This is a genomic window from Methanosarcina flavescens (assembly GCF_001304615.2).
GTDB lineage: Archaea > Halobacteriota > Methanosarcinia > Methanosarcinales > Methanosarcinaceae > Methanosarcina > Methanosarcina flavescens.
In genome coordinates, this window is the sequence record NZ_CP032683.1 from 2,652,394 (window position 1) to 2,667,152 (window position 14,759).

General features: G+C 40.2%; 16 protein-coding genes. 7 read left to right on the top strand and 9 right to left on the bottom strand.

Annotation, left to right across the window (positions count from 1 at the left end; genetic code table 11):
• Positions 1 to 34 precede the first annotated feature (34 nt).
• The gene (locus AOB57_RS11620; RefSeq protein WP_054299262.1) at positions 35 to 298 is read left to right on the top strand and encodes a hypothetical protein; all 264 of its coding nucleotides are present in this window, start codon (positions 35 to 37) and stop codon (positions 296 to 298) included.
• 222 nt (positions 299 to 520) lie between these two features.
• Here the strand turns inward: AOB57_RS11620 and AOB57_RS11625 are convergent, their stop codons facing one another.
• A complete protein-coding gene (locus tag AOB57_RS11625; RefSeq protein WP_054299261.1) occupies positions 521 to 1,069 on the bottom strand; it encodes a rubrerythrin family protein in 549 nt (182 codons plus the stop codon).
• 199 nt (positions 1,070 to 1,268) lie between these two features.
• Positions 1,269 to 1,568, bottom strand: a complete 300-nt coding sequence (locus AOB57_RS11630) for an Hsp20/alpha crystallin family protein (protein ID WP_054299260.1) — start codon at positions 1,566 to 1,568, stop codon at positions 1,269 to 1,271.
• Positions 1,569 to 2,083: 515 nt separating this feature from the next.
• Here AOB57_RS11630 and AOB57_RS11635 point away from each other — a divergent pair.
• Positions 2,084 to 2,410 (top strand): phasin family protein, encoded by a 327-nt coding sequence (locus AOB57_RS11635; RefSeq protein WP_054299259.1) that lies wholly within the window; start codon positions 2,084 to 2,086, stop codon positions 2,408 to 2,410.
• Positions 2,411 to 2,450: 40 nt separating this feature from the next.
• Here AOB57_RS11635 and AOB57_RS11640 read toward each other — a convergent pair whose 3' ends face one another.
• Together AOB57_RS11640 and AOB57_RS11645 are read right to left on the bottom strand one after the other, a co-directional pair.
• Entirely contained in the window at positions 2,451 to 2,717 is a 267-nt protein-coding gene (locus AOB57_RS11640; RefSeq protein ID WP_054299258.1) for a hypothetical protein, read from the bottom strand.
• Between the two features lie 174 nt (positions 2,718 to 2,891).
• The gene (locus AOB57_RS11645; protein ID WP_054299257.1) at positions 2,892 to 3,902 is read right to left on the bottom strand and encodes a hypothetical protein; all 1,011 of its coding nucleotides are present in this window, start codon (positions 3,900 to 3,902) and stop codon (positions 2,892 to 2,894) included.
• A 216-nt stretch (positions 3,903 to 4,118) separates the two neighbouring features.
• On the opposite strand from AOB57_RS11645, the gene AOB57_RS11650 reads away from it, so the two are divergent.
• From AOB57_RS11650 to AOB57_RS11665, 4 genes are all read left to right on the top strand, one after another.
• A complete protein-coding gene (locus tag AOB57_RS11650) occupies positions 4,119 to 5,144 on the top strand; it encodes a helix-turn-helix transcriptional regulator (RefSeq protein WP_054299256.1) in 1,026 nt (341 codons plus the stop codon).
• A 408-nt stretch (positions 5,145 to 5,552) separates the two neighbouring features.
• Positions 5,553 to 6,056: a hypothetical protein gene (locus tag AOB57_RS11655; protein ID WP_054299255.1), complete on the top strand. Its 504-nt coding sequence runs from the start codon at positions 5,553 to 5,555 to the stop codon at positions 6,054 to 6,056.
• A 25-nt stretch (positions 6,057 to 6,081) separates the two neighbouring features.
• Complete coding sequence (locus AOB57_RS11660) at positions 6,082 to 7,077, top strand: homoserine dehydrogenase (protein WP_054299254.1); 996 nt, start codon at positions 6,082 to 6,084, stop codon at positions 7,075 to 7,077.
• Positions 7,078 to 7,137: 60 nt separating this feature from the next.
• Entirely contained in the window at positions 7,138 to 8,844 is a 1,707-nt protein-coding gene (locus AOB57_RS11665) for an ATP-dependent DNA ligase (RefSeq protein WP_054299253.1), read from the top strand.
• A 235-nt stretch (positions 8,845 to 9,079) separates the two neighbouring features.
• On the opposite strand, the gene AOB57_RS11670 is transcribed toward AOB57_RS11665, so the two are convergent.
• From AOB57_RS11670 to AOB57_RS11685, 4 genes are read right to left on the bottom strand one after another with little or no spacing between them, the layout of a single operon-like run.
• Positions 9,080 to 9,418 carry a hypothetical protein gene (locus AOB57_RS11670; RefSeq protein ID WP_048166835.1) on the bottom strand — a complete coding sequence of 113 codons (339 nt, stop codon included), beginning with the start codon at positions 9,416 to 9,418 and terminating at the stop codon, positions 9,080 to 9,082.
• Between the two features lie 58 nt (positions 9,419 to 9,476).
• Entirely contained in the window at positions 9,477 to 9,899 is a 423-nt protein-coding gene (locus tag AOB57_RS15075) for a M12 family metallo-peptidase (RefSeq protein ID WP_082384260.1), read from the bottom strand.
• Between the two features lie 47 nt (positions 9,900 to 9,946).
• Complete coding sequence (engB, locus tag AOB57_RS11680) at positions 9,947 to 10,576, bottom strand: GTP-binding protein EngB (protein ID WP_054299498.1); 630 nt, start codon at positions 10,574 to 10,576, stop codon at positions 9,947 to 9,949.
• Positions 10,563 to 11,561, bottom strand: a complete 999-nt coding sequence (locus tag AOB57_RS11685; protein ID WP_054299252.1) for a DHHA1 domain-containing protein — start codon at positions 11,559 to 11,561, stop codon at positions 10,563 to 10,565. The genes engB and AOB57_RS11685 overlap by 14 nt, the downstream gene beginning before the upstream one ends.
• A gap of 172 nt (positions 11,562 to 11,733) precedes the next feature.
• On the opposite strand from AOB57_RS11685, the gene AOB57_RS11690 reads away from it, so the two are divergent.
• On the top strand, positions 11,734 to 12,636 hold the full coding sequence (locus AOB57_RS11690; RefSeq protein ID WP_167829611.1) for an IS5 family transposase: 903 nt from the start codon (positions 11,734 to 11,736) through the stop codon (positions 12,634 to 12,636).
• A 319-nt stretch (positions 12,637 to 12,955) separates the two neighbouring features.
• Here AOB57_RS11690 and AOB57_RS11695 read toward each other — a convergent pair whose 3' ends face one another.
• Positions 12,956 to 14,560: a DUF11 domain-containing protein gene (locus AOB57_RS11695; protein WP_054298777.1), complete on the bottom strand. Its 1,605-nt coding sequence runs from the start codon at positions 14,558 to 14,560 to the stop codon at positions 12,956 to 12,958.
• Positions 14,561 to 14,759 lie beyond the last annotated feature (199 nt).

The following is a 14,759-nucleotide window of genomic DNA, read 5'->3' on the forward strand; positions in this document are numbered from 1 at the left end:
GTAGTTATGAAGGAAACTTAAACAGGAGAATTATATGGTAAAATTCGGATCAACAGAAAACAAGCAAAGAATAGTGCTCTTATTAAGTCTTGCCACTTCGATATTGCTTGTTGTACTTTTTCTTTTAGGGTCTCTTTTAACCAATATATCAAGAGGAGAAATAGCCTACACCCAGGTAGACATGGCTGCGGGCTCTATTTTTGTTTTTGTTATTTCCATGATAATTTCGCTGTCTCTATGGCCCAGAGTAGCGGATAGGCTTGAAGACAGGGAAGATAGCAATAAAGCCCCAGCATGATTTCTTCGGGCAGGACAGTTTTAGAGAGGGTATATATTCCTGAACCTATAAAATCCAGTAAAAAATAAATAGGGAGTTTCACTCCGGAAAGAGTGCTGTTAGGAAAACAACGCAGAAAATGACCTCTTCAGAGAATGACCTCTTACGAAGTCGTACCTTTCCTGCGGCAGAACTATTTGCCTGTCAGAGTGAATCGATGCAAATAAAGCACTTATTAAGCAATTATTCAAACGCAGTAAATTTGTCCTTAAGCGCTCCACATACTGGGCACACGTCCGGGGCTTCTCCCTCAAGAGTGTATCCGCATACTTCACAGATCTGGACAGGACCGAGCTCCATGTCCTTTCCAGAGTTCACCCGTTCAAGTGCTCTTTCGAAAAGCTGTTTATGCAATTTTTCACTGGCATATGACCATTCGAAACTTCGCTGTGCACCTTTCTCTCCCTGGAATTTTGCAACTTCTATATATACAGGATACATTTCTTCAATCTCAAATGTCTCACCAGCAATGGCCAGTTTAAGGTTTTTTACTGTATCCCCAGGACCAAAGGCTCCCATGCTGTTTGCGACAAATCCCCCATCGAGATGTCTTAGTTCCCTGTAATGGTCTCCTGCATGTACATATTCAGCATGGGCAATTGCGCGGAATAAACGGGCCACGTTACTGAATTTCTCTTTTTCCGCCTGATTTCCAAAATGTAAGTATCTCATATGTGCCTGGCTTTCTCCTCCGAATGCATTGATAAGATGCTGCTCTGTCATTTTTTTCATTTGAAAACCTCTTCTTTAAAAATCCAATTATACATATACTCAGGACTTAAGCAGTTGAGAAACAACGTTAAGATGAGAAAGTCTGTAACGGATATTCTTATTTAAGTGACAGATATCCTTGTTTAGACCTCTTTAAGTTTAATTCCCGGGATTCAATATTACTGATTTCCCGACTCAACTGCATCAGTCCCCAATTACCTTACTCAATTTTTACATCAATAGCGTTTTCAAAAGGCTGCTGGTAAGGTACTGTAACTTTAAGTACACCATTAGAATACCTAGCTGTAGCTTTGTCCGGGACAACAGGGCAGCAGATTGCATAGCTGTCCACATATTCGACTCCTTCCTTGGTAGCTCTCACATAAAAGCCGTCTTCTGTGAGCTTAAAAGAAATATCCTTCTTTTCCACCCCCGGAAGGATGACCTCAATTTCAAGATTCTCATACTTTTCGTCAGGATATGCGCATATGGATGGTGAAACTTTTGTCATATCTGCCATTAAATTACCCCCAAATAACATCATCAATTAATGTATTTATATATTTTCTTTCGGTTAAGTAATCTGTTAACGTTAAAATGACTGCAAATTGATTCATTTTAATCCTCTTAAATAATCTTTTTAAATTATAGGCTTATGGAAAAGTAGGGGAAGGCAAAAATTGATTTTTATAAGAAAGAAGTAAAAGCCGATGAGTCACACCAAAAATTAGTGAAATAAAATTAAAAGAAAACGAACTGCAGAATCAGAAGATAGGCGAGTTAAATAGGACTGGAAGATTAATGAGTTATATAAGATTAGAAAATAGATGAGTTATACAAAATTGGAAGATAAATATGTTTACATAGATCAGCAGATGTATTAGATAGAAACAAATTATGCCTTTATTCTTCAATGTGGGGGAACCTTAATACATCTTTAGAGATTATATCAATTAATTATTTTTACATAAAATATTTTTATGCAAGGTTTTTTAATATTCTTTTCAGATTGATATTAACAGCGAGTGTTTGTACATGAGAGAATCCGTAAGAAAACTGGGGCTTATAGGAGCCGGTCTCTGGGCAATAACCGAAGACAGGATAAATGAACTTGTAAAGGAACTTGTTGATAAAGGAGACATCAATAAAGAAGAAGGTAAAAAAGTTGTCCAGGATATGCTGGAAGAAAGAAAAAAACAGAAGCTCGATCTTGAGAAGAAAATCTCAGAGAAAGTTCAGGAGTCAATCTCGAAAATCGATGTATTTACTAAAAAAGATATGAGTGAGCTTGAATCCAGGATACAGACACTGGAAGAAGAAATTCAGAAAATTAAAAACAAAGAAAAGATGTTTTTTAAGTGAAAACGATTACTCCATGGTTTTCACTTCTTTCCTTTACATCTCACAATTCTTCAATTACTATCTCTTCTTCAGGGCTTGCATTCTCAAGCAAACCTTCAAGTTCTGCCATATCAGAATCAAGACTCTGGATTTCGGCTTGCGTAAGTCCTATTTCCAGATCCTCAGCTGGTATCCCGTTTCCTGCTTCAACGGCGTTTGGGTCTGCCTCTGACTTTTCCATTTCAGATGTACCGTTTCCTAGACAACCGGATCCTGCAAGCCAGATAATTAAAGCTGACAGTACGAGCAGGTGAGTGAATTTAACCATTTTCTGTCTCCTCTATCATGTAATTTTTCTTTCAGTAGGTTTTTCCAATCTCATCCCCTGAGCAAATTTTTTCTATCTACAGTTTTCAGGCTGTTCTCAAGTTAATTCAATGCCTTTTTCTAATTTAAATTCTTTATATTTTTAATTTGGGTTCTGTTAAGTTCCCGGGCTAAATTACGTTATGTTAACTTCAAATCCTTTGTCTCTCTCGATTTCATAATTCTTCAGTTCGCCGAACATTTTCCTGAGTATCTTATTCGCCTTGCTAATATCATTGAGGGATTGACGAAGGTAATTATTTGCCTTTTGCAGATCCTCCCGGGTGACATTCTCACTATTATAGATAGAATCCGCCGCTTCTTTCTTTTCCTGTGCGGATTTTATATATAATATATAGCTGGCAAGTTCAGTTTCAAGTTCAGCGGTGTTAACGCCCGTTTTTTTCATGTCCTCTACTTTTATACTAAGATTTTCAGAGAGGTTTTCGGACTTCTTAAGAAATTCTCCTATTTTCTCACTGACAGTCTTTCCTGCGCCTTCAAGGCTGGTTTTCTCAGCATTATTCCATACTCCGCGTACGGAACTGACCACGGAAACAAGTTCTTCCTGGCTTGATGCTTTTGCAATGTTTGTCTTCTCGATCTCAAGCAGTTTTATATCTTCATCTATGTCAATAACTTTTTCTTCCGTTCCGTTCCCGTTTGAATATGCCATGTTGCTCTTTACGTATGAGAGGTGAGCTACCATATATTCAATACTTGAGTTAAGATAGAGCTTTGTGGCATTTATAGCCTCTTCGGAATCAAGGTCAAGTTTTTCTCTCTGAATACTATTTCTGGTCTTGAGAAAATCTTCTTTTGCTTTACGGTACTCTTGCTTATGAAACTGGAGTTCTTCCTGTAATTGTTTTCTTTCCTGTTTGTGTTCGGAAATTTCATTTCTATTTTTTGAGCTGAGATTCTTCTGTTCCTGATTCGCATTAGATTCAGTACTGCTTGCCTCATCCATGCTGTCAGTCCCATTCATATATGAACCGCGGGAATCATCACGCATGTACTGATTTGGATTGTCGTTTCCATGTTCTGAGGAATCTCTGACAGCGAGGGAGCCTCCTGACAGCAAACTGAGTGATGTTAATACTATCGTAAAACAAGCCAGATAATGTATTATTCTTGATTTTTTCATCTGACTGCCTCCGTTTACAAGTTATTATGCTGTTATATAGATCAAGGTAAATATAAGCACTCTTTTTCAAATGGATCATATTAACAGGAAGATATGGGCTTTTAAGCTTGATAAGCTGCTTATTCCCTTGATAAAGCTTTAATATGCATTTGTTTTTTTTACACCCCCCTGTCAGGAAAAGTAAAAGATTTATGTTAAAAAACCGATTAACCTTGTGTGAATTTTAGAAAGCTCTGCAGGTTCGCACTTGTTTTCTTTCTGATTATAGCCCTTCAGGGAGATGCAACTGCGGCCAAGATTCATGGAACAGTTTACGAGTGGTACACTTTCAAGCCTCTTAACAACTCAGTTGTAGAAATTAATTCCACCCCAGAACAGAACTTTATTGCAACGGATTCACAATATTCTTTCAACCTTACTCCCGGCACCTATACAATAACTGCAAACTATCTTGAAGGAAACAGGATTGTTTATACAGCTACGGAAGAGGTTGTAATTACAGATGAAGGAGAGTATGTGCATGATCTTCTCCTGTTCCCACCCTCTAATGAGGAGCTTCTGAATCAAGATGAATTTGAAGCGCCTGTTCTGGATTATGAGGAGACGAGGACTGTATCCCGACCAGGCTCTCAGTATACCTTTTTAGTCTCAGCTCTCCTCGCTCTCATAGTCCTTATGCTGGCTGGCTACTTTTTAAAGAAGAGTCTTGATAAACCGGCAGATATTCATTTTCCAGAGGAAAACAGGCAGCCATACCTGCTGGAGCCTGAAAAACCCGTAAAGGATGCAATATTCTCTCAAGAAGCTAAGATCGATACAGCAGAAAACGTCATAAAAAATTTAAAAACTAACTCTGCTCAACCTAATCTGGAGTCCGAAGAGATACCTAAAACTGGTGGAGTTTTACAGCAGAGGAACGGGTCTGCAGAAGAGGCTCAGGACTCTTTTCTTAACGAAGAGGAGCCTGGTAAATCGAGTTCGAGATCCTCAAAACATTCAAAAATTAATCTTCCAGATGATCTGAAAGAACTTTTGGAGCTAGTTTACGCTAGCGGAAACCGGATCAGCCAGAGAGAACTGAGGAAAAAATCTCCCTATTCGGAGTCCAAAGTCAGCCTTATGCTCTCGGACCTTGAAGAGCGTGGACTAATTGAGAAATTCAAAAGAGGAAGGGGAAATATAATCCGCATTCCTGATGTTCACATCTCCAGACAAGCAGAACTTAGAAAAAAGAAGGAGTAAGCGAATATTGTACCCTTTGAAGTCTTTTTTGAAGGGACATAAACAGTAAACTATATAACTTAATTCATCTACTAAGCAGCAGAAAGGGTTAACAATGTTTGGAATACACGGTATGTTTGAATATCCTTTTTAATTTCTTATGCTCGGAAACTGCTTGCTTGATATAACTGCGTTAATAATAAATCAGAGTAACAGGGCCCTGCTTCGCGGGAACAGATCTGGAAACCAGGTTAACAGAATATCAGATTATAAAAATCAGGTTTAAGGGGCTAGATGGCTGGATCGGACCAGATACTCTGATATATCACTTCAACCCTGACAGTAAGCTGCTGATACAATATTTGACAGATTGATAGATTACTATTTAAATTGCACAAGGGATTATTAAAAAAATCTACGAGGGACAACATGCGAGTTTCCATGGACATTGAGTTAAAAGATGTACCCGGGCAGATGCTTTTAGCCCTCCAGCCTCTTTCGGAATGTAAGGCTAACCTGATAACAGTAGTACATCACCACCAGAGGAGAACCCCCAGAAAAACAGTGCCTGTAAAGCTTGTACTTGAAACAAGGCCCGAAAACGTTGAGACAATAAAGGCAAAGCTGGAAGAGAACGGAATTCGAGTGGTAAGAGTCGGAGAACACCGTTTCAGGGAGAGCATAAACGTAGTGCTCATCGGTCATGTGGTTCATACAGGGATCCAGGATACGATTGACGAGATTGACAAAACCGGCTTTGCTGAAGTTGTGGATCTTTCCCTTTCCATGCCCGGTATCAATATGCTTTCTTCAGCTCTAATGAAAATTAATGCTGTTAGTAAAGAGGATATGCAAAAGGCACTTTTCATCCTCAAAGAAGTCTCGGCAAAGAAAGATCTGCTTATGATTCTTCCAATAGATATTCAGGCCTGAAAAAAATTGTAGGAGATATGAAAACATGAAAACTGTGTACTGTTCCATTCTCGGGTTCGGAGCAATCGGACAGGGTGTGGCTGAAGTACTCCTTATGAAGAAAGAGTATCTTGAGAGTATTGGGCTGGAAGTAAAGGTTGTTGCTGTTGTGGACTCAAAGGGTGCAACCGTTAATCCTGAGGGCGTGGATCTTGCCGACTGCCTTGCCAGGAAGATGACAGATGGAACGGTAGCTCTTGAAAACATCTCCGGAGTTGAGGTCATCCGGTCCATACCGCATGAGCTGGTGATTGAGACTACTCCTACGAATATACGAACCGGTGGAGTAGGCCTGCAGAATATGCTTGCAGCCTTCCAGACCGGAAAAGACGTTATTACCTCTAATAAGGGACCCCTTACCCTCAAGTACAGGGAACTTATGGAAACCGCAAAGGCAGCAGGCTTGCATTTCAGGTTTGAAGCGACTGTCGGCGGTTCAATGCCCATTATCAACCTGGCAAATGAGGTGCTTGCAGGCAACAAAGTTAAAAGCATCAAAGGAATTCTGAATGGGACCTGTAATTATATCCTGACAAGAATGCTTGAGGAGAGGGCAAGCTATAATGACATTCTTGCCGAATCCATGCAACTTGGCATTGCCGAAACCGATCCCACGTATGATGTGGAAGGAATCGATACAGCCTGCAAACTTGTTATCCTTGCCAATTCGATTTTCGGGCTTGATGTAACTTATAGCGACGTTGAAGTTACAGGGATTACAAAAGTCACGCCTGAAGCCCTCGAAATGGCTTATGAAAGAGGGCATGTGATCAAACTCATAGGTGAAGTCAGCAGGGAAAGAATTCATGTAGCTCCAAGGCTTGTACCTATCAACCATCCCCTTGCAGTAGGAGGAACCCTGAACGTGGCATCGATAGATACCGAGCTTGCAGGAGAAATTACGGTTACGGGTAAGGGTGCAGGTCCGATCGAGACTGCAAGTGCAATTCTCAGCGACCTGGTCGCAATTTATGGAAATTGATAAAAAAAGTTCGGATCTATCTGTATTTAGATAAAATAAAAATAAAAATCTGCGTGGATCATGACAAGCTTCAGGGAGTTTTCAGAAACCTGCCAGGCGATTGAAAAAATCTCAAGTACTATTGATACTACAAATAGGGTTGCCGATTTTCTTAAAAAGGTCGATGTAGAAGAGCTGCCCATTGCAACTCATTTTATTATGAGTGAGGTTTTTCCTGCCTGGAGTGGAGAGCAATTGGGAATCGGGACAAGCCTGCTGTATGCCGCTCTTTCCAGAGCTTCGGGAATGTCTGTGAAAAGCATAGAATCTCTTCTACGGACTACCGGAGATATCGGGGACACAGCCCTGCTTATCCTTAAGGAAAAAAGGAAAAATCAGGTTACTTTCTCTTCTTTCTTCGAAGAACAACCCGAACTCTCAATAACAGAGGTCTATAACCGTTTCAAAATCGCCTCAGAAGCTTCGGGGAAAGGCTCACAGGATATCAAGATAAAAAATCTTCAGTTTCTCTTCAACTCCTCAACCCCCAGGGAAGCGAAATATATCTCCAGGCTTGCCCTTGAGGAACTCAGGATCGGCGTCGGTGAAGGCGTTGTAAGGGATGCGATTTCAAAAGCTTTCTCCGTGCCTGTGGATGTGGTCGAGCACGCCTTTATGGTCACAAACGACCTCGGGATAGTTGCTGCAACTGCAAAGGAAGGCGGAATAGAAGCCCTTAAACGCCTGGGAGTTGAAATCAATCGCCCGATTAAGATGATGCTTTCCCAGATCAGTCCTGATATAGTTGCCGACATCAGGGAAATGGGGGAGGCTGCAATTGAATGGAAGTTCGACGGGGCAAGAATCCAGATCCATAAGGCTGGAAATTCGGTTATGCTTTTTTCACGCAAACTCGAAAATGTTACGAATTCCCTTCCCGACCTTGTGGAAATAATCCGCAAGCACGTAAAAGCTGAGTCGGCAATCCTTGACGGGGAAGCCGTGGCCGTGGACGAAAACGGCAAGCCCAGGGCATTTCAAGAAATTCTCAAGCGTTTCAGGCGCAAGTACAATGTGGAGGAAAAAGCCCTCGGCATCCCCATTCAACTCAACCTTTTTGACATCATGTACTTAAACGGAAAAACCCTGATAGACCTGCCTCTCATTGAAAGGAGAAAAGCGCTTGAGTCCTGTGTTGAAAGCTCAACTGAGGACTCAAAATCAATCTGCGTGAGCAAACAGGTGATAACCGGAGACCTCAAACTTATAGAACAGATCTACAAGGAGGCTTTAAAAGCCGGACACGAAGGTCTTATGGTCAAAAACCCGCATTCGGTCTATTCGCCTGGCAAACGCGGCAAAAACTGGATTAAGAAAAAACCTCTTATGGAAACCCTCGACCTTGTGGTTGTGGGAGCAGAATGGGGCTTTGGCAGGCGTGCAAACCTTATAGGCTCTTATACTGTTGCCTGTTATGATCCAGAAACCGATCGTTTTCTCCAGGTTGGCAAAGTGGGCACGGGTCTGACTGACGATCAGCTAAAGGAGCTCACAGAGATGCTCTCTGACCTCATGGAAGGCGTTGAGGCAGGCGGAGTATTTGCAGTACGCCCAAAAATAGTCCTTGAAATCGCATTTGAGGAAATCCAGAAAAGCCCCAATTATAACTCAGGCTTTGCACTGCGTTTCCCGCGCTTTATCCGCATACGGGACGATAAAGACCCGGAAGAAGCCGATACAATACAGAGGATAGAAAAGGTATACAGCCAGCAGTTGAAAAGGCTGTAAAAAGGGGGAGTGGCTGCCGTTTTCTTTTTGCGGCAATCACATGACCTTTTGATTACTCTTTTTTGAAACAGTTTAAAGCCTTTGTCTTTTTCGGCTGGAAATAAATATTTTCTTAGTCAACGACAGGACATTTTTCGGAGATTAATTTTACATATAAACAGAAGTTTTGGAACGTAAGTAAGCCTTCCGTTAGTAGGATGGGCTCAATATCAAAATTCCATATGTATATCATCGATTAGTCAGCAGATTCATAATGCATGTCATAATACTCATTATTAACTTTTATATAATTAGTTCCATTATTGGATGAGATTTTCCCAAACTCCGATATATTTTCATGGTAGTTGGAAGGTACTATTATATTTTTTCCTGGATTCATCACCGCTTCTTTAACACAGGGATATTTCTCAAGATCTTCTAAACTGAACTCTATGTATCTCTCTGGTGGATCCTGAAATTTATCTGCCCTAATATACATACCTGCACCAGGCTGATAAATCATTAAAAAGAAGACTAGAAATATTGCTAAAACCGCAAGAAAAGCTGCGATTAAGGGTTTTGTTTTCGTTTCCATACTCTCTCTCCAAATACATAACAAAATAAGTGTAGGATTAAATCCTACGCAAAACAATTTAAAAATGATTTCTGTTGGTTTCGATGGTTTGGTCGCAGTCCACACACCAGTTATCTGTTATCATCATATGCGCGTAAGTCATTATGCAAACCGGACCAGTGTATCCATGATCTGGACAATCATAGTTATGTGATGCTTCATGCTGCGCTAGATGCCAATCCCAATCTGCACTTATCTGATGTTTCATTATCCATGCATCTCCTCCATTGTAATTCATCAATTCACTCCTACCTCTATTATCCATTCCTTGATCGGTGAAAATGGCCAACATATCCATACCCTGCTGATTGGAATTCCATCCAGTCTCACTTTGTGCCTCAGAGAGAAGAAAACTCAATAAGAAAGTAAGAAAAAATCTGTGAATGCGTCGACTGGAAATGAATAGCTTTTTAAGCTTAAAATTGAGTGTTGTAAAATTCATTTCTGAGCGAGTTTACATATAATCTAAGGATGAAAATTTCTCAAAAATTAAAAATACTTGAACAGGTCATCCCTTTTCATTTCGTGCAGCCTGTCCCGAAGCAAGCCCTTTAAGGCTTTCAGGTCTCCTTTTTTCGCGCTGATAGGGGCTATTATATGCTTCCAGTTCTGCCAGGGCGGCTCAAGCCCGAGCCGAACTGCAATCTTGTCAAGGAGGGAATCGTACTCGCTTTCTTTTACCTTATCCATCTTGTTTGCGGCGATAATGGTGTCAATCCCGACTTCCCTCAGGAAATCGAACATCTCGACGTCTATCGGAATCTGGTTCCTTGAATCCCAGCGATCCACAATCTGCGGGAGAGCAGGACCGTCTATTACAAGCACTCCGAGTTTTATTCTTTCGGCGTTGTCTTCGATATAATGCACAGTTTTATCTTTTATGATGTCCTGTTTTCGGTCTTTTACTCCGCTCATGAAGCCGAAGCCCGGCATATCCGTGATAAGCAGGTCCGAAATCTGGATATATGTAGGGCGAAGGGTAACCCCCGGGCGTTTTCCAACCCTTACCTTCGCCCCGAAGAGTTCCCTAAGCAGGGAGGATTTGCCCACGTTTGAGCGTCCCACAAATATTATCTCAAAGCTTATTTCGCTTTCAGCTGCGATTTTACTTATTTCCATTGTCTTCTGCTTCATTTGCCTCTCCGAGTTCCTTATCAAAAGCCCTGAGGAATATGTAAAGGGAATTTTCCGGAATTCGAGCGCCTGCCGCAAGAGGGTGACCTCCACCGCTTCCCCCGAACTTGGGAGCGACTGAGCGGAGAATACGGTTTACATCGACCTCTCCCCGCGAGCGGATGCTCAGGTCGTAAGCTTCCTTTTTCTCACGGTATTCAGCAGCAATCCCAACGTCACGCCTGCCGTAGGAGGCTGCGTAAATTGCTGCTTTTGAAATGGAGTTATTGCTATTTACAATATACGCGCAGTTTCTCAGGGTCCTCACGTTTTCCTTAACAAAAAGCCTTATCTTCTCCTCATTGATAGCAGCCTCCCTGGCGAGCTCAAGCAACTCAGGGACACTTGAGGGAATAATATCCTTTGAGAGGGGCTCGATCAGGCTTCTCTTGAATTCGTACTCTTTTCCTTTATAAAGGATAGCCTGGGTCAGAGTTCCGGCCTGGAAGTAAAGGTTTCTTTTATCCCAGTCTTTAATCCAGCTTTTTACATGCTTAGTGTTGTCGCAAAAGTCCCCTATAGCTCCATATATGGCTACTCTCCGCATATCCCTGTTCAGACGCTTTTCAAAAAGCCTGTAGGTTAGTTCTGAGGAACAGGCTTCAGGCTCATGGTAAAACCAGCTTTCTTTTATACAGCTTTCCGGGAGAGGGTGATGGTCAATATAGTAAAGGTTGCATTTTTTCGCAAACTTGCTAAGTATTGTTTGCAGCTCAGAACAGTTTCTCTCATCGATTGCGATATCGCAGATTATAAGATTTTTCACGCCCTCTATAAGCCTTAATTTGTTGAGAAGGCTAACTGGACTTGTGAAATATACGTACGCTTCCGGATATGCGGTTTTTGCAATGGCACCCGAGCAGATCCCATCCGAGTCCCCGTGGGTAAGCACTAGAGTTTTCGCTTTAAGCCAATTTTGAAGTTCTCTCATCCTTAATTCCTTTTTTTCACTTTTGGAAGATCATTAAGGTATTAGTTTTGTTCTACTAAAGGCTCTGTAGAAATCCTCTAAATTCTGTTTTTACCCAAAAATTATAAAAATAAAATTGTAAAAATGCTCCTTAATTTTTTTGTCCACACAAAAAACAAAGGAGCAATTGCTATTGTCATCAAATAAGTATATTAAATTTATTGATCTCAGTCTTAAAACGGTTCAGTCTTCCAGACTGAACCTTTACTCCTGCAAATATTCCAAACGTGTTTATACTCAACATCAGCTTCTTGTTCTTGTTTTATTGAAGGAGTATATAAGTACAGACTACCGTGACTTTGTAGAACTTGTTGACCTCATGAACAATATAAAGGAAAAACTTGACCTTGATAAGGTTCCTCATTACACTACTCTTCAAAAGTTTGTGTCCAGAATTCCCTCTTCATTGTTTAACCTAATTTTGTCAAAAACTCTAAAACTATTTTACTCACATGGAGAAAAAGTTCTCATTACGGCAATTGATGCAACAGGATTTACGAGTTCTTATGCAAGTCATTATTATTCTAAGAGAACAGGGAAGCTCCGAAGGAGCTTCCTTAAAACTTCAATATCAGTAGACACTATTAAAAAAGTAATATTAGGATGGAAAATTAGCCAAAAAACAGATCATGATGTCAAGCATGCAAAGACTCTGATAAGACAATCAAACAAGTCAAGAAAGTCTCAATGTTATGTGATGGATAAAGGATATGATTCCGAAGAAATTCATACTCTAATAAGAGAAGAGATAAAAGCAGATTCAATAGTACCTTTGAGAGAAAGAAAAAGAAAGAGAATAAACGGAAAATATAGAAAACAATTAAACAAAGACTTTGATAAGATCAAATACAATAGAAGGAATATAGTAGAGACAATAATATCTGTTGTAAAAAGAAAATTTGGAGAAACATTAAGAGCAAGAAAGGTTAGAAATCAAGTAAAAGAAGTAAAAGTTAAACTAATAGTCTATAATATAAACAAAAAAGTAATACAATTATTATGGATTAAATTAAGGATTTCTACAGAGCCCTACTAAATTTATTTTATATTTTACCCAGATGTATCCTAAGGTAAATAGAGGTTCGTTTTAATCTCCAATTTTCAGGAGTGATAGGAAAGACCAGAGCAGATTATAAAAAAAGGAATGAGATCAAAAAAGAGTAACCAAAAAAAGATTAAAACATAACATCACACGCTGATTGTAAATATTTACGCTGATTTTTTCAGGAACTTGCTCTATTACATTGCAGGGAAATACTCAACCAGGACTTTAATTATGGAATAAGGTAAACATAAAAAATATGAAAGAAATTGTACCTATGTATACCTTATTCTGTTATCTCCGGTTTAGATCTTTAATTTCCTTCACTATCGCTTTTTCCCAGTAAACCTGTAACAGCTAGAAGTCCTGCTGCAGCAAGGATAACACTGAATCCGGGAGCTTCTCCGTTATCCTGCTCTGTAAGGCTGCTTAAAGAGTCATCTTTTTCCTGGCTGGATCCTGTTACTCCTTCGGGCTGCGTGCTGCTTCCTTCAAGAGGAAGGGATACTCCTACATAAACAACAGGTGCATTTGAGACGACTTCACCCGAATAGTCATTAAGATCTAGAAAAGTTGCTTTGCATGCAGGAAGGTGGATTTCTCCTTCTTTATTCATTTGCAGGATGTACGTTATTTTTCTTGAATCCCCATCACTTTCAAGCACATGTTTGAATCTGGTTTCCCCGCTTATAAATTTAGCTTCAGGAGGTATTGTATCGGTTAACGTTACACTTGCATCAACATTCCCCGTATTTTTTGCAGTGACAGTAACAGTCAGCTCATCTCCCAGATTAAGCTGTTGCCTGTCTATGTTTTTCGTAACTGTTATTTCAGGCCCATAAATTTTTACTTTCTCCGAGTTATTAGAAGCAGCCTCTCTGTTCTGCCCATTGGGAAGAGTAAAAGTAGCTATAGCTTGCGGGAAAGTAAATTCTCCTGGCTTGTCAGGAATCAGGTTATACTCAAAAACTTTTTCACTTGTTTCTCCAGATTTAAGCGAAAAGGTCTTCTCAAGAGTTACAGGGTTCTGGAGGTGAGTTTCAGGAGCAATTGAATCCTTGAGCACTATATTATTCAGATCACAGAGCCCTTCATTTCGGACGTTGACTGAGACATGCACAGGCTTTCCCATATAATTCTTTTTCGTAACAATCTTTGAGATAACAAGACCCCACTTTTTCTCGACTTTTATAATTTTCGAACCCACATTTTCATACTTATCGCCCCTCACATCCACACATGTAGTTTTTGCGGTTATGTTAAGGTCAGTATCGACCCAGGGAGTTGGAGTTTTTAACGTAATATTTACAGGCTCAAGAGTCTCGCCTTTAAGAACTTCCCCAAATTTGTATGTTGTTTTTCCTTTAAGAACCTCCATTCCGGCCGTATCAATGGTTAGAACGGTATCCTTAGCTTTTGCTTTTCCGTCATTTTTAATCTTTATCGATACATAGATTGCGCTGTCTCCAGTAGATTTGGAATCATATGTATCCTTTTTAGTTTCAACGTCTATGTCAAAATTCGGCTCTCCTCTTATAAATATATCCAGTTTAGCATAAGGATTCCAGTTTCCTGTCCTGAACTCCTTTCCATCCCTCTTTATAATCTCATAATTTGGATTTACTTCCCGGGCATAAACTTTTATTTTGTCATCATATACTGCTTCCAGGCCTGCGGAAAGAGGAGCAATCTTTAATTTCTCCCCATCCTTTGAAATTGAGACGAATACTTGCTTGTTTTCATTAAAATCTTCTGCTTTTATAACATAGCCATCGACTGTCGCCGTTTCCCCCCAGTGTAGTGTAGCCCCATCACGTTTTCCTACCCACTCGATATCCTCTGCCGCCAGGGTGGTCATTGAGACAGCCAAAAAGAAGAAAACAGCAAATAATGCAATCAGTGCAAGCTTCTTAGCCATAGTTACCTTCCTTGAATTTCACACCATTATAACAATCTGCGCACTGGAAGCATGCATTCTGGATTTTTGCAACGGTTACGGCTACCTAAACATCTTTGCTTTCAGAATATAAACAAACATTAAATGTTTATTTACAGTAATACGGCCGTATTATAATCTAATGCATTGTTTTTTGCCCAGCACTCCCCTATGATTTATA